The sequence below is a fragment of the Bacillota bacterium genome (assembly GCA_018333655.1).
Lineage (GTDB): Bacteria > Bacillota > UBA994 > UBA994 > UBA994 > BS524.
In genome coordinates this window covers 1-14,555 of record JAGXTJ010000049.1, presented here as the reverse complement: position 1 = coordinate 14,555, position 14,555 = coordinate 1, and the positions used below count along the sequence as shown (strand labels likewise).

At 52.0% G+C, this 14,555-nt stretch carries 16 protein-coding genes; all 16 read left to right on the top strand.

Going from position 1 to position 14,555, the window contains the following annotated elements; all coding sequences use genetic code 11:
- Positions 1-271 precede the first annotated feature (271 nt).
- Positions 272-520 (top strand): hypothetical protein, encoded by a 249-nt coding sequence (locus KGZ92_09370; protein ID MBS3889473.1) that lies wholly within the window; start codon positions 272-274, stop codon positions 518-520.
- 655 nt (positions 521-1,175) lie between these two features.
- The gene (locus KGZ92_09365; GenBank protein MBS3889472.1) at positions 1,176-1,346 is read left to right on the top strand and encodes a hypothetical protein; all 171 of its coding nucleotides are present in this window, start codon (positions 1,176-1,178) and stop codon (positions 1,344-1,346) included.
- A gap of 100 nt (positions 1,347-1,446) precedes the next feature.
- Positions 1,447-1,659 carry a hypothetical protein gene (locus KGZ92_09360; protein ID MBS3889471.1) on the top strand — a complete coding sequence of 71 codons (213 nt, stop codon included), beginning with the start codon at positions 1,447-1,449 and terminating at the stop codon, positions 1,657-1,659.
- Positions 1,660-1,681: 22 nt separating this feature from the next.
- On the top strand, positions 1,682-1,942 hold the full coding sequence (locus KGZ92_09355) for a hypothetical protein (GenBank protein MBS3889470.1): 261 nt from the start codon (positions 1,682-1,684) through the stop codon (positions 1,940-1,942).
- A gap of 62 nt (positions 1,943-2,004) precedes the next feature.
- Positions 2,005-2,208, top strand: coding sequence for a hypothetical protein (locus KGZ92_09350; protein ID MBS3889469.1), 204 nt, complete (start codon positions 2,005-2,007; stop codon positions 2,206-2,208).
- 1,442 nt (positions 2,209-3,650) lie between these two features.
- Positions 3,651-4,601 carry a ribose-phosphate pyrophosphokinase gene (locus KGZ92_09345; protein MBS3889468.1) on the top strand — a complete coding sequence of 317 codons (951 nt, stop codon included), beginning with the start codon at positions 3,651-3,653 and terminating at the stop codon, positions 4,599-4,601.
- 38 nt (positions 4,602-4,639) lie between these two features.
- Positions 4,640-5,209 carry an aminoacyl-tRNA hydrolase gene (gene pth, locus KGZ92_09340; protein MBS3889467.1) on the top strand — a complete coding sequence of 190 codons (570 nt, stop codon included), beginning with the start codon at positions 4,640-4,642 and terminating at the stop codon, positions 5,207-5,209.
- A 298-nt stretch (positions 5,210-5,507) separates the two neighbouring features.
- Positions 5,508-9,050 (top strand): transcription-repair coupling factor, encoded by a 3,543-nt coding sequence (mfd, locus tag KGZ92_09335; protein ID MBS3889466.1) that lies wholly within the window; start codon positions 5,508-5,510, stop codon positions 9,048-9,050.
- A gap of 103 nt (positions 9,051-9,153) precedes the next feature.
- Positions 9,154-9,714 (top strand): stage V sporulation protein T, encoded by a 561-nt coding sequence (gene spoVT / locus KGZ92_09330; protein ID MBS3889465.1) that lies wholly within the window; start codon positions 9,154-9,156, stop codon positions 9,712-9,714.
- A gap of 121 nt (positions 9,715-9,835) precedes the next feature.
- Positions 9,836-11,278, top strand: a complete 1,443-nt coding sequence (gene mazG, locus KGZ92_09325; GenBank protein MBS3889464.1) for a nucleoside triphosphate pyrophosphohydrolase — start codon at positions 9,836-9,838, stop codon at positions 11,276-11,278.
- Positions 11,279-11,369: 91 nt separating this feature from the next.
- Complete coding sequence (locus KGZ92_09320) at positions 11,370-11,645, top strand: HU family DNA-binding protein (protein ID MBS3889463.1); 276 nt, start codon at positions 11,370-11,372, stop codon at positions 11,643-11,645.
- Positions 11,646-11,715: 70 nt separating this feature from the next.
- Positions 11,716-11,973 carry an RNA-binding S4 domain-containing protein gene (locus KGZ92_09315; protein ID MBS3889462.1) on the top strand — a complete coding sequence of 86 codons (258 nt, stop codon included), beginning with the start codon at positions 11,716-11,718 and terminating at the stop codon, positions 11,971-11,973.
- Between the two features lie 57 nt (positions 11,974-12,030).
- Positions 12,031-13,008 (top strand): SpoIID/LytB domain-containing protein, encoded by a 978-nt coding sequence (locus KGZ92_09310; GenBank protein MBS3889461.1) that lies wholly within the window; start codon positions 12,031-12,033, stop codon positions 13,006-13,008.
- 95 nt (positions 13,009-13,103) lie between these two features.
- Positions 13,104-13,382 (top strand): sporulation protein YabP, encoded by a 279-nt coding sequence (gene yabP, locus KGZ92_09305; GenBank protein ID MBS3889460.1) that lies wholly within the window; start codon positions 13,104-13,106, stop codon positions 13,380-13,382.
- Between the two features lie 19 nt (positions 13,383-13,401).
- Positions 13,402-13,929, top strand: a complete 528-nt coding sequence (locus tag KGZ92_09300) for a hypothetical protein (GenBank protein ID MBS3889459.1) — start codon at positions 13,402-13,404, stop codon at positions 13,927-13,929.
- A 68-nt stretch (positions 13,930-13,997) separates the two neighbouring features.
- A complete protein-coding gene (locus KGZ92_09295) occupies positions 13,998-14,345 on the top strand; it encodes a septum formation initiator family protein (protein MBS3889458.1) in 348 nt (115 codons plus the stop codon).
- The last annotated feature ends 210 nt before the right edge of the window (positions 14,346-14,555 follow it).

The following is a 14,555-nucleotide window of genomic DNA, read 5'->3' as shown; positions in this document are numbered from 1 at the left end:
TCACTCCTCATTACCCCCAATGCTTGATGTCTTGCAACCTCTAGCATACAGGGTTTGTGGTCGGAGTGGTTCATTTTCTAAATGTCACTTTCCATCATAATGGTTCACTTTCAGTCTGCCAGATACAGGTGGAAATGTTGCCTATGTTTCAGTTCAACTTCCGCGAACCGTATTGGTGGATGGTCAAATTGTTCCCCTCGTGCTAAGGAACGACTCGGTTGTTGTCCCAGCAGAAGACGGACCCATTGTTATTCCAATCTCTGAGTTCCATGTGTTAATGGTAAACGGGCAAGTGGTGCTTGTGGCAGATGAGAATCCTCTTGTTTTTCTTGCTGTGCTTGGAGCCGCAGCTGCAGGGGGAATAGCTGGAGTTACAGGAGGCGCAGCTGCAGCTGGGGTTTTTACGACTAGTGCCAAAATCATAAAATTGGTGGCTGCAATCGCAGGCGTGGCGGGGGCCGTTGGAGCAGGGGCCGCAGCTCATATTCAGTATGCACCTACACCCCCGCAGGCTCCATAGAGGGGGAGATGGCATTACGCTGAGGGCAACATAGATGTCCTTTTGCTTCTCAAAAGTCTCTCCGACCCGCAGGGTTTCCCACGGTACGGTAAAGCATTCGATGATATCGAGTTTGTCCAAGACTCCCTAGAGAGTATCTTGCTGAAACTAATCGATGTATTGCATCCATTTTTGATATAGGAGAGATAAATCAAGGCCACGAATTCGATGAAGACCTTTCCATCGAGGCTTTGTACTGAATCGACCCGCGTGCGCAGATAGATTGTGCTCGAATTAGGTTGAGTAATTTCTTCACTTAGTAAGTTTTTTGGAGATAGCCAACCAATTCGCATGGGGCGGGCTTTCATACGCGGGCATAATTCTTCGGGTGCGGAGGTTTGCTTCAAGACAAGTCCTCCGCACTAATTTTCGTTAAGGGGGAAATGAAGTTATGCAGGTATACGCAATAATGATTGGTCTCGTGTGTATTTCGGCATGCATAGGGGTTATTTTGGGGAAACAAGCGGCGTGCGTATTTGTAACAAATACGCGAACAATAAAAATAATCGCTGGCATCACGGGAGTGGGTGGCGTAATTGTGGCGCTCATTTGGGCTTACATTTTAGGATGGTTACGATGACGCACGTACTATATTCAAACTGGAGGGAAGCAGTCGATGTTTATGATTGGAACTGCTCTATTTACAGTGCGATTTGCCGAAAAGCAACTTGGCGGCAAACACGCAGCGGCCTGGGTCGGCGCAGCCGCTGGCGTTGTAGTAGATTTTTTTATCGCCGCTGTGGTGCTTGATCGTTTTTTCGGTATATCTATTTACCTCACAAGGTGAGGACTTTTAGCAAGACGAGTGGTACTTCACCTCCTCGCGAGACCCTAGTCCAAGAAGGAGATCAACTCCTTCGCCACGTTAAACTAAACGGAGGCAGCAGATGTTTATAATCGGAATGGCAATGATCGCGGCGAAATTTGGTGAGGTCCATCTGGGTGGCACACGGAATGCCGCAAAGATTGGCGCATTGGCAGGCGCAGTACTGGATGGGGCGATTTTAATCTGGACTATTAACGCCTTAGTAGGAATAGCAGTCTCTCCGCTTGTCTTGTTTCTTTTGCCAGTGTGCTTTGCTGTATCTTCCAATCCATAAGCAAGGAGGATCACGCCTTATAGTGTACATTTCAGCAAGAACCATCGGGCTTATAATCCTGATGGCCGTCACTTTCGCTCCCATGTTTCCTTGGGCAATTGGATTGAAATCTACCCCCTTTCTGCTGTTTTCCGGCGGACTACAAGGCGTTAGCGCAGGCATCCTACTAGGAACTCGACTGGATGGAATTATCCTAGGGCTTCCTCTTTACTTGGCGATTGCGGTTGCGCCACTACTTATCATGCTCCTGTTGATGCGATTTTTCGTTCAGGACGATGAGTAACTTGCTATCATCGTCAGAAGTGCGGCCTAGTATCTAGCTCTTGCGCAAAGGAGGTAGTCAGCTTGACTTATTGGGGCATCATCGTGGTCATTGCTACTGGAGGCTTTGGTTTGTCTTTGGGGATAGCGTTGGGGTGGCAGGCCACCACAGCATTGGAGAAAACCTTTTCCGTTGAATTCAGCCTGGCCATACGCAGGGCAATACTCCTTGTGAGTGCGGCATCTGCATTGTACTTGGGGCTCCTATGGGGACTGTCTATCTCTTAATGACCACTAGATTGTTCGCCCATCGCTAACGACAGATGCTACAGATCTCTATACTAGTGCCCACTAACATCCTCCCCGGAATCTAATCCGAGGAGGATGTTCCTTCATCCGTCTGCTCAGGAAGGAGCAAAAGTAAAGCCCCGAATTCTTTCCACTTGCCATTCTCTGCAGCGAAGTGACTCCATCATCGCCACCGCCCACTGCTGCTCCTCAGGCGTAAAGCCAAACCCGAGAACCTCCGCCTTTCGTGGCCCACATTTATCCTCAAACACCTCTTTCCTGGCTACAAGACGAGATTTCATATTTGACAAGAAATTAATGCAAATGCTAATTGATTTGGCGTGAACGATGGGATACACTGGAAACGCCACGCAACTATTGCCAATGGGCAGCCGGTGATTAGGAGGAGCTGCAGGTGGCACTTTATGGGAAGCTCTCGGCGCCAAGAAAGCTGGAGCGGCAAAAGGAGCCGCTATCGGTGCTGTTATTGGCGGTCTTTACGGTGGGACACGAAGATAATTGCACCCAGCGGGCAGTTCAGCAAACTTGGTTAGTAACAGTCAGGAGGTCGCTAGAAAGTGTTCCAACATGGGATCGCAATTCTTTATGATTTTCTCATTGGTGCATCCGTGAGTGCCACTCTACTAGCTCCATTTGGGCGAAAAGCTCTTAACTATTTTTTCCCTAGTGCAACGGCTACATTGTTCAACCGCTCGACAACTGCCCTGCTCGCACTTGGGGGAGGGATCCTAGGGGCAAAGTTTAACATCACTAAAGCGCCTGATTTATGGCTAGATATGGTCCTTGCAGGCAATCCATTTGCCATAGTAACTGTCGGCTCAATAATGATGCTCTGCATGATAGCGATTGTACGGTTCATTGCTGGAGGACGCACCTCATAATCCCATCGCGGACTCTTTGCAGCGTGACGCAATTTCGGATGCCTTGAGGGTCATCATGGACACAGAATACTTTTGGAGAGCTCGTATAGGCAACTACTGTTGGTTTGTGTGTGTTTCGGCATGCATAGGGGCTATTTTGGGGAAACAAGCAGCTAGCGTATTTGTAACAGATACTAAAATTAAAAGGGTGAGCGCAGTTATTTGGGGAGTAAGCGGCGTCATTGTGGCGATCACTTTGGCATACATTTTTTTGTCGTCACATTAAATTAAACGGAGGCAGCCGATGTTTACAATAGGAATGGCAATGATCGCGGCGAAATTTGGTGCGCCTCTTGGCTTGCATGTACCGCTCGCGCATCGCTAGGAAGTACTCGCGCCGACTACTTAGTGACATCCTCACACACATCCCCTCGGTAATATTTCTACGTGAGTGAGCCAATACCCCTTAGGTAAGATTATAGATGAGTTAATGCGAGATGTATCATCTTGCCCCGCCTTGTGCTACAATACATGGCGACGAGCTTACGAGGAGTGTGCTGAATGATAGCTTATCCTGACAGACGCTTGAAGATTTTCTCTGGCAATGCTAACCCTAGCCTGGCCAGAGAAATTGCTGCGCACCTAGGAATACCCATGGGTTTGGCGCAAGTTTTGCGTTTTAGCGACGGCGAGGTGCAAGTGCGCATTAACGAGAGTGTGCGGGGGGCGGACGTCTTTGTCGTACAGCCCACTTGTTCCCCCGTCAATGAGCACCTGATGGAGCTACTCATCACCATCGATGCCTTGCGCAGAGCCTCTGCTAGACGCATCACCGCGGTAATTCCCTACTATGGCTATGCTCGTCAAGATCGTAAGACGCGCGCGCGTGACCCCATTACTGCCAAGTTGGTAGCTAACCTCTTGACGACTGCCGGGGTTGACAAGGTGCTGACTATGGACCTGCACGCAGGGCAAATACAAGGCTTTTTTGATATCCCTGTCGATCATCTGCCGGGGGTGCCTATTTTGGCGGAGTATTTTAAGAGCAAGAATTTAGCGAGCATGCTCGTGGTCTCGCCAGACCTCGGGGGTGTAACCCGCGCTAGAGATCTCGCCGATCGTCTTGGCGTCGATATCGCCATTATAGATAAACGCCGTCCTGAACCTAATGTGGCCGAAATCATGAACATCATTGGTAAGATAAAGGGCAAGCGCGTTCTAATGATTGACGACATTATTGATACCGCTGGCACCATAGTACAAGGTGCACAGTCGCTCTTAGACCAAGGTGCCCTTGAGGTTTACGCCTGTTGTACGCATGCCGTTCTTTCGGGGTCTGCGGTAGCACGGCTAGAGCAGTCGCCCCTCACCGAGGTAGTTATTACCAATACTATCCCGTTGCCGGAAGAGAAGCGCTCGGCCAAGATTAAGACGCTTTCCGTCGCCCCGCTCCTTGGCGATGCCATTTTGCGCATTTTTGAAGACTTATCAGTAAGCAAGTTGTTTGATTAGCTGTTGGCTATACTGAACCGGCAAGGTAGGTGAGTGCGGTGAAGTTACTGGTGGGGCTAGGTAACCCCGGCAAAGAATACAGTGATACGCGCCATAACGCAGGCTTTGCCGTAATTGCAGCCTTGGCCGCGCGTTATGGCATTAAGGTAAACGAAGCGCGGCATGCGTCCCTCATGGGCCGCGGCAAAATAGCCGACCAAGTGGTCTGGCTGCAGCAGCCCTTGACTTTTATGAACCTTAGCGGGCAGGCCGTCAAGCCTGCCCTTAAGTCTCTCGGCCTCCTGCCCGCCGATCTCTTAGTGATTAGCGATGACCTAGACTTACCGCTTGGTAGTCTGCGCCTCCGGGCGCAGGGCGGCAGCGGGGGTCACAAAGGCTTAAAAAGTATTGCCGAATCCTTAGCTACGAGCGAGTTTCCTCGTTTGCGCTTCGGCATCGGCAGGCCACAAGAGGGCGTAATGGTAGAGCACTATGTCTTGTCACGCTGGAGCGGCCAAGAAAAAGTGCTCTTGGCCGGGGCAGTGGAACGGGCCTTGCTCTTTGTGGAGTCATTTATTATCTTCGGAGCCGCTGAAGCGGCCAATAGACATAATGGCAGAACTGAATAGGCAACTCTAGGCTGCTCAATACTACTGACGAGGTGTTTACACCCTTTGCAGCGAGAGGAACGGTGAGCGTCATAGAGGTGTGCATCGTTTGCGATTCATGTCGGCAAGTATTTGGCCGTGTAGAGACTTCTAGGTTAGATGTTCAAACTGACAGCTTGGTAACTCTAAGTGATTTGTGCCCGGAATGCAGAGGCGCTCTCTGCAGGGAGAGGAGCAACTGGCCCTAGCTAACTGGCTAGGGTTTTGGTGTCGCAGTGGCGACAATGTCTGAGGAGGGGCACTGTGTGGGGGTGGGCGCTTGCAAAGGATAGTAGACGAATACTTGCAGAGTGATAGTTGGTACGAAGTCAAACGAGCAGTGAACGATGGGCTGCGCCATATTTACATCAGTGGGGCCACTGCCGTAGGGAAAGCTCTTCTTCTGACCCTGGCCAAGCGGCAGTGGGACTGGCCCATGCTAGTGGTCGCTCCATCTGCTTCGCAAGCTAGCGTTTGGCAGGCAGAGTTGCAGGGTTTTCTCGGGGAGGATGAAGTGGCCTACTTCCCCCCTGAAGAAGTGCTTCTTTATGGCGCTCTGGCGCAAGGCCCAGAACTTGCGGGCCAAAGGTTGTCACTGCTAGCGCAGCTGGCGGGGGGTAAGTGTAAGGCAGCCATTGTTACGACTTGGGACGCCTTACTTATCCGCATCGTGCCGCCTGATCTCTTTAGACAGCACACCTTGCTCCTTGCCGAGGGTCAAGCCCTTAGTCGGGAGTACTTCGTTTCTATGTTGCATACCTCTGGATACGAAAGGGTAGAGCTTGTCGAATCCATGGGGCAGTATGCTGTGCGCGGGGGCTTGGTGGATGTTTTCCCCCTTGTTTCTGAAGAGCCCGTCCGCATTGAGTTTTTCGGCGACGAAATCGACAGCTTGCGCAACTACGACCTTACCACGCAGAGATCGGTGGCGCGCCTAAAGCAGGTGCGCATCCCCCCCGCCCGCGAAGCTTTCTGGTCAGAGGAAACCGCCGCCGCTACAGTCGAACGCTTGTCGCAGCAACTGCAGAGCACCGTACGTAAACTAGACCCTGAGCGCGGTGCGCTACTTAAGAAGAATATAGGCGTAGAGTTAGACAAGCTCAAAGAAGGCGTGCCCTTTACCGGCCGCGGCAAGTATCTCACCTATTTTCTCGCAGAAACGGCCACGCTCCTGTCCTACCTGCCCGCAGGGACTTTGGTGGTCTTAGATGAGCCTAGCCGCTTGCTTGAAAAAGCGGAGGGCTGCCAAAAAGACTTAGATGAGCAGTACAAGGCGCTGCTCATCGCCGGACAAATTCTGCCATCGCAACATCATATCTTTAAGAGCGATACAGAAGTCATCACGGCATTAGAGAAGTTCCGCACTTTTCTCTTGGCCACCTTGCCCAAGCGCCCAGGGCGCCTGCGGGTGGATGGTCAAATTTCGGTTCTGCAAAAGGCACCTCCTAATTATCATGGTCAAATGGCCCTGCTCGCCAAGGACGTAAAGAGAATGTCGGCTTCAGGCTACCGAATGATGGCTATTGCGCCGACAGAGACGCGCCAAGAGGAGATGCTAGAGGCCTTTAGCGCCGAAAATATAGAGGCCTGCAAGTGGGAGGTAGCCAAAGAGCTTCCCCCCCGAGGTGTATTCGCCGTAGTGGTAGATGGGCTAACCGAGGGTTTAGAGCTGCCCGATATTAAGCTCTATCTCTTAACGGAAAGTAACCTCTCGGGCAAGTCTAGGCTGCGCAAACGCCGGCAACACCGCGCGGCGGGCGAGGGCGCGCGCCTCACCTCCTATCGCGACTTAGCAGTAGGAGATTTTGTCGTACATATGCATCATGGCATAGGCAAGTATCTCGGCGTACGCACTATGGAAATCGCCGGCACACAGCGCGACTACATTGAAATTCATTACAGCGGTGAAGATAAACTCTATGTGCCAGCCGAGCAGCTTCACCTGGTGCAAAAGTATGTGGGCGGAGAAGCAAAGGAGCCCAAGCTGCATTCTTTAGGTGGCACAGAGTGGGCGAAAACTAGGGCTAAAGTGCGCGAGTCCGTAGAAAAAATGGCTGAGGAACTACTAGCTCTCTACGCTAAACGTGAAGCTGTCATGGGGGTCGCCTGTGGGCCCGACAAACCGTGGCAAAGCGAAATGGAAGATAACTTTCCGTATGTAGAGACGCTAGATCAATTGCGCAGTATAGAAGAAGTTAAGCAGGATATGCAGTCGCCGAAAGTTATGGAGAGACTCCTTTGTGGCGATGTAGGCTATGGTAAAACCGAGGTCGCGGTGCGGGCCGCCTTTAAAGCTGTTATGGAGGGCAGGCAGGTGGCCGTCCTAGTGCCAACCACCATTTTGGCAGAGCAACACTACCATACCTTTCGCGAGCGTTTTTCGGGGTTCCCCGTCGAGGTGGCGCTCTTGAGCCGGTTCAGAAGTGCCGAAGACAACAAAGAGGCCGCAAAAAGGATTAGCGCCGGGCTGGTGGACGTAGCCATCGGCACGCACCGCTTATTTAATGCCGATGTGCGCTACAAAGACCTCGGCCTGCTTGTAATTGATGAGGAACAACGCTTTGGCGTGCAGCATAAAGAAAAGATTAAAATGATCAAGAACAATGTCGATGTACTATCACTGTCCGCTACGCCCATACCGCGCACCCTGCACATGGCCATGGTAGGACTGCGCGACGTTAGCGTCATTGAGACTCCGCCCGAAGACCGGTATCCGGTACAGACATATGTCATTGAGCACGACGACTATGCCATCAAGCATGCCCTAGAGCGCGAGATAGAGCGCGGGGGCCAAGTATACTATGTTCACAATCGCGTGCGCACCATTAAGTCAGTGGCTGCCTACCTGCAGAACTTGCTGCCCGAGGCGCGCATCGCCGTAGGTCATGGCCAGATGCCAGAAGAAAAGCTCGAGCGCGTCTTCCTGGATTTTCTTGAGGGTGAGTACGACATTCTTTTGAGCACGACCATTATTGAATCGGGCGTAGACATTGCCAATGTTAACACCATTGTCGTTGAAGATGCAGATAAGCTGGGGCTAGCACAGCTCTACCAGCTAAGGGGCCGCGTGGGACGCTCTAGCCGGGTAGGCTACGCCTACTTCACCTATCGGCCAGATAAAACCCTGACCGAAGTAGCTGAAAAGCGACTGAGCGCATTGCGCGAGTTTACACAGCTAGGCGCGGGCTTCAAAATTGCCTTGCGCGACTTAGAAATTCGCGGTGCGGGTAATATCCTCGGGCCTGAGCAGCATGGCTTTGTGGCCTCTGTGGGCTTTGATCTGTATTGTCAGCTGCTCGAAGAGGCCGTGCGCACGCAAAAAGGTGAGAAAGTAGAAAAAGTCGTGGAGTGCGAAATAAAACTTCCTGTAGATGCGTACTTTCCTGGCCGCTACATACGCGATTCCAAGCAGAAGGTCGAAATGTACAAAAGGGTGGCCGCCGCGCGGCAAGAGACGGAAATTATGGATATCTACGATGAGCTCGTCGATCGCTATGGAGACCTGCCTCCACCTGTCGAAACCCTGCTCTTGATTGCCCGCCTCAAAATACTGTCTGGGGCGCTCGCGATTCATCTCGTCACGCAGCAAGAAAAAGGTCTGGTGCTTAAGTTTGCGCCTGAGGCAAGTCTAGACCCCGTCATTTTGAGTGACGTTCATCGGCAGTTCCCCGAGCTTAGCATACAAAACCACAAAGGGTATGCCCTTGTTTTTAAAGACACCGGCCTAGGGCTAGTACCTAGTATAACTCGCATTTTAGAGGCGTTACGCCTGATAATCACCAAAGAGCAGGAGTCCTCTGCTAAAAAAGCGCTCAGGACATGAGACGTAGGCCTGTTAATTTTTCGGCGCACAAAAGAGCATAAAAGAGCAGAGCATGCCAGATAATAGGTAGTGAAGACAGGACATCGGCAGAGGAGGTTTTTCTGTGAAGGCCACAGGTATTGTGCGACGCATTGACGACCTTGGTCGAGTTGTTATACCTAAAGAAATTCGACGTACTTTGCGTATTAGAGAAGGGGACCCTTTAGAAATTTTCGTCGATCGGGAAGGGGAAATCATTCTCAAGAAATACTCTCCCATCAGTGAGTTGGGGGATTTCGCCAAAGAGTACGCAGATTCTCTGCATGAATCTACCGGGCACATTGCCCTTATTTCGGATCGCGACACCATAATTGCCGTATCAGGCGCTCCAAAGAAAGAATTTCTTAATCATCCTGTAGGGCGTTTGGCAGAGCAGGCCATGGACGACCGCCGAAGCATGGCCTTACATGCGCAAGCGGGGGGTACTTGTGCGAGCTGTGCAGTTGCCCACCCCGAGGGAGACTGCCGCCTGACCGCCCAAGTTATTGCTCCGATCATTGCCGATGGTCAGCCCATAGGTACCGTAGTGCTGTGCTCACGAGAGCCTAAAATAGTGCTAGGTGAGATGGAGAGCAAGTTAGTTGATACGGCAGCGGGCTTTCTCGCCAAACAGATGCATGACTGAAGTCACGAGGTAGCATCGGAGAGCGGTGCTACCTTTTTCATGCCTGGGACGAGATAGTTCTTGGTCTTTACCTAGGGAAATGATAGTATGAGGAATAGATTATTGATGTGAAGGTGTTGCGATGCTGTACATAGTGGGGCTAGGTCCTGGTGACATAGGGCTTATTAGCCAGAAAGGTTGGGCGCTCTTAACGCGTCCCGACTTAGAAGTCATCCTGCGCACAGGGAAGCATCCCGTGGCTTTTGAGCTAGAGGGGCAAGGGTTTGCCTTTCGCACCTATGACGGTTTGTATGAAAGCCACAGCGACTTTGCACATGTCTATGAAGCCATAGTAGCTGATATCTGGCGTAGGAGCGAGAGAGAGGATATTGTCTACGCCGTGCCTGGCAGTCCCATGGTGGCCGAAAGCACCGTGCAGCAGCTGCTTGACTTAGGTCGGCAGCACGGTCGCCAAATAGAGGTGGTCCTAGCTCCGAGTAGTCTGGAGGCGGTCATGCTAGAGCTTGGCTTAGACCCTGTGAAGGGCCTCGCATTTGGTGATGCCCTAGACCAAAGTTTAAGAATTAATCCTAGCTACGCCTGGCTGATTACCCAGGTGCACAGCCGCTTAGTTGCAGGCGACCTCAAGTTGCGCCTCCTCGACATTTACCCGCCGGAGCACGCGATTGCCGTGGTGCGCCATGCTGGCTCAAGCCAAAGCCTTACTCGCACCTGTGAACTAGCTGAGCTTGACCGGGCTGAGTTCACCCACGCCGATACGGTGTACATTCCGCCCTGCCCAGAGGCTAAGCATGTCGGTGTGGCTATGGAGAACCTCGTAGAGGTCATGACCACCCTGCGCGGCGCCTGCCCATGGGATCGGGAGCAAACCCACCTCAGCCTGCGCCCCCACCTCATCGAAGAAGCTTACGAGGTGCTATCCGCCATAGAGGGGCATGACGCGGTCGAGTTAGCCGAAGAGTTGGGGGATCTACTGTTGCAGGTTGTTTTTCACGCGCAAATCGCGCGTGAGGCGGGCGAGTTTGAGCTTTATGACAGCATTACGGGGATTACGGCGAAATTGAAACGGCGGCATCCCCATGTTTTCGGCCAAGTGAAGGCGACAACGTCAAGCCAAGTAGAAGAAAACTGGCGCCGTATCAAGCAAGTGGAGAAGGCAGGCCATAACGAGGGCTGGCTAGATTCAGTTCCGCTAAGTTTGCCGTCCTTGTTGCTGGCTTACAAGTTGCAGGTGAGGGCCAAGCAAGTAGGATTCGACTGGCCGGCTATCTCCGGAGCATGGCAGAAGGTAGATGAAGAAATACGCGAGTTGCAGCTTGCGGTAGAGGATGGCGAGGCCTCGTGCATCGAGCAGGAATTTGGCGATGTACTCTTCTCCCTGGTTAACGTAGGTAGATTTCTTAAGGTTGAACCAGAGACCGCTCTGCGCGCCGCCGCCCACAAGTTCAAAAAGCGTTTCTCTAGGCTAGAGCAACTCGCGGCCTCGCGTGGGCTCGTTATGGCTGAATGCACCTTGCAGGAATTGGATAGTCTATGGGATGAGGCCAAGGCTAAAGAAAAATAGTGAAGTAACCCCGAGTAGGCAGGAGTTTAGTGCGGGTACGTAGAAAAGTATCTAGCACTTAAGCGGGTACTTATTATAAGGAGGCGTTTTCATGAATAAGTCTCAGTTAATCGATGTAGTAAAACAGAAGACCGATCTCACCAAGAAAGATATCGAGGTGATTGTGAACACGGTTTTTGAGTGTGTGGAAGAGGCTCTCGTTGAAGGCGATAAAGTAGCCATCGCTGGGTTTGGCACTTTCGCAGTGCGAGCACGGGTAGAGCGCAGGGGGCGCAACCCAAAAACGCAAGAAGAAATCGTCGTGCCAGCGGCTAAGGTACCTGTATTTCGTCCTTTTAAGACCCTAAAAGAAGCCATCGACAAGTAGAGCGCGACCAAGAACATAGCGAGGGGCAGGTTCGTGGATGAACCTGCCCCTCTTTAGGAGTACGAGCAAGATGAGATTAGATAAGTTTCTTAAGGTTTCTCGCCTCATTAAGAGGCGTACCTTGGCCAAAGAAGTGAGCGACCAAGGCAAGATCGAAGTCAACGATCGCATTGCCAAGCCAGGTCATGTTGTCAAGGTAGGAGATGTGCTTACGCTGCACTTTGGTAGCCGCGTCATTAAGGCGCGCATTTTGCGCCTTGAGCAATCTTCTCGCCGCGAAGAGGCACTAGAGATGTACGAGATAGTAGATGAGTTTAAGGTTCTCTGAGATAAAGAGAGGTCTCCTTGCGGATACTAAGCGTGAAGCCGCAAAGGAGGGATCTTTTTGCAGAGAGTGATGAATGCCTGTCGCAAGGTAATTGTAGTTACTTGCGTAGGCCTGATGTTGGCGACCTTAACCTCTTGTCGCTTTTGGGCTAGGCCGGCGAAAGATATGCCACCTGTTCCAGAGGTCATCAGGCGAGGCGAGCGAATGGAGCCCGTCATTAATGTCTACATGCACGAAACTGGCGACATTCGTACCATGTCTATGGAGGAGTACCTGCTAGGCGTCGTAGCTGCGGAGATGGCGCCCGACTGGCCCCTCGAGGCCCTCGCCGCCCAGGCCATTGTAGCGCGCACTTTCACCTTAGAGAAAATAGCGCGACAGGGTGGTGTGCCGGGGCGAAATGCCCATGCCTCAACGGACATACAAGAGTTCCAAGCTTACAATGCAGAGAGAATAAACGACCAGGTACGCCAAGCAGTGCAGAAGACTCGTGGCAGGGTCTTAGCCTACGGTGGCAAATTCGTGCGCGCCTGGTTCCACGCCTACTGTGCTGGCCAGACGAGCACGGCCGCAGACGGGCTGGCTTTTCGCGAATTTCCCACTCCCTATGTAAAGAGTGTTACCGATATTTGCCCCGCGATTACGCCACTTGAAGAGCGGGAGTATAGCGTGACCTTTACCCGTGCTGAGATTATTGCCGCCCTTAGGCAAATTGGTCAAACACCAGGCGACTTCTCCCGAGTAGAAGTACTAAAAAAAGACCCTGCAGGCCGCGCCGTCTCGGTGCGTATTGGCCGGGCCACTGTGTCGGCACCCGCCCTACGCATTGCTTTAGGCAGTACCCGACTGCGTTCTACCAAGTGGGACAGAGTAGAGGCAGATGGCGACAGGTTCCTTTTTGCGGGCACTGGGTATGGCCACGGGGTGGGGATGTGTCAGTGGGGGGCTAAGGCAAGGGCTCAGCGCGGCGACAACTACGAGGTCATAGTGAAGCACTTCTTCCCCACCGCAACCCTCGGCACCATTTGGGATTAGGGTCAACCCGGCGGGTTAGCCGGGTTTTTTTGTGGCATTTTTCTTCCCTACAGAGAATATACATCTCTGGGACGGGAAGAAAGGTGGAACAGGCTATGGAAGAGAGTCGCAATCATCGCGTAGTAGTAACTAATCGCGAGCAGGTCGTAGTAGACGGAGTAATGCATGTCGATAAATTTGACGCGTCAGAGATTATACTCGAGACAGACCTCGGTATGATGGCCTTAAGAGGAGAAGACCTGCACATCAAGCAGCTTAGCCTAGAGCAGGGGCAGCTACTGGTCGACGGCGCCATTAGAAGCATCGACTACCTCGATGATGGTGGCAAAACTGCCCGCAGTCAGGGCTGGCTTAAGCGGCTCTTCTTTAGCTAGCGCCGACTAAGCTTAGGCCATGCTAGAAGAACAGTTGTTCCACATAGTGGAGATGCTCGTCTTGGGGCTCTTTCTCGGGGCTCTCATTGACTTCTATCGAGTAGTCGTCGCTTTGTATAGGCCGCCGGGAGCGACACGTTCGGCCATGGACATTCTCTTTTGGGTGCTCTGTGGTCTCTGCACATTCATTTACTTAGTCCGAACAAGTAGTGGCGAGGCGCGTTTCTATGTCTTTATGCTGTGGATTACGGGCTTTATCATCGAACAAAAACTTTTGGGAAGACCGCTGCGGCGTGGCCTGTTGGTACTATTTAAGGGCGTACTATCTATAGTCAAGCTATTCGCCAAAGTCGTGTGGCAGGTTTTCGATGGTGTTCTGACAATTCTCGTAGCCCCTCTGCGGCTAGTCACTAGGCTCCTTATGCAGCCAGTCAGATGGCTTGGGCGCAGCCTTGCCGAGAGCTACCCTCGGTTAAGGGCCTTGCTCAGCGCCTCCCGATTCGCGATAAACAGCTGGTGGCTAGGTGAAGAAAAAAAAGATGTTTAAGTGAGCAGGATTTCTCCGCAAGAGTGAAGAAATTAAACATTCACCCTGTGAAATGCGGAGGAAAGACGATGGCCAACGTACGCGCTATTCCAAAAATTGTTTCTTTCCCTGTGCCTCGCCCAGTGCGCAAAAGAAAGCAGCGGCGGCCAGTTCTTTTGATCGCCCTTTGTGTAGTCATGGCCTATTTTACATATGTATATATTTCGCAATCACTGGAGATGGCGAGCTTGAGAAGGAGAGAGGCAGAGCTTGAGCTGGTGCGAACAGCGCTAGCAGCGCGGACTGCGGCCTTGCAGGCAGAAATAGAGCTCTTAAATACTCCTCTACATATCGAACAACTAGCTAGACAACGTCTAGGGCTTGTCAAGTCGGAAGACAAGGTGTTCTCGCCGATCATCGTCAATCCGCGGCCATAGTGGAGCGTTTGTCGCAGTTCAATTGACAACGCCATGCTTTGTGCGTACAATACCTAGGCGCCTCTCACTATGTCTCGGTCCCGCCAGGGCTCCGTCAAAGTCGAGAATAACTGAAGCGCAGTAAGGCCTTGCACATTCTACTGGCTTTTTCCCCGCGGAACCGTTACAATGAAGATAAATACGGAACCAAAGGAACTTGTATGACGGGAC

Excerpts from the sequence above, each read along its gene's own strand:
- KGZ92_09360 (MBS3889471.1), top strand. The coding sequence starts at position 1,447 with ATGTTTATAATCGGAATGGCAATGATCGCGGCGAAATTTGGTGAGGTC.
- KGZ92_09300 (MBS3889459.1), top strand. The coding sequence starts at position 13,402 with ATGCTAGAAGAACAGTTGTTCCACATAGTGGAGATGCTCGTCTTGGGG.
- KGZ92_09315 (MBS3889462.1), top strand. The coding sequence starts at position 11,716 with ATGAGATTAGATAAGTTTCTTAAGGTTTCTCGCCTCATTAAGAGGCGT.
- KGZ92_09295 (MBS3889458.1), top strand. The coding sequence starts at position 13,998 with ATGGCCAACGTACGCGCTATTCCAAAAATTGTTTCTTTCCCTGTGCCT.
- KGZ92_09345 (MBS3889468.1), top strand. The coding sequence starts at position 3,651 with ATGATAGCTTATCCTGACAGACGCTTGAAGATTTTCTCTGGCAATGCT.
- mazG (MBS3889464.1), top strand. The coding sequence starts at position 9,836 with ATGCTGTACATAGTGGGGCTAGGTCCTGGTGACATAGGGCTTATTAGC.
- KGZ92_09320 (MBS3889463.1), top strand. The coding sequence starts at position 11,370 with ATGAATAAGTCTCAGTTAATCGATGTAGTAAAACAGAAGACCGATCTC.
- KGZ92_09365 (MBS3889472.1), top strand. The coding sequence starts at position 1,176 with ATGTTTATGATTGGAACTGCTCTATTTACAGTGCGATTTGCCGAAAAG.
- yabP (MBS3889460.1), top strand. The coding sequence starts at position 13,104 with ATGGAAGAGAGTCGCAATCATCGCGTAGTAGTAACTAATCGCGAGCAG.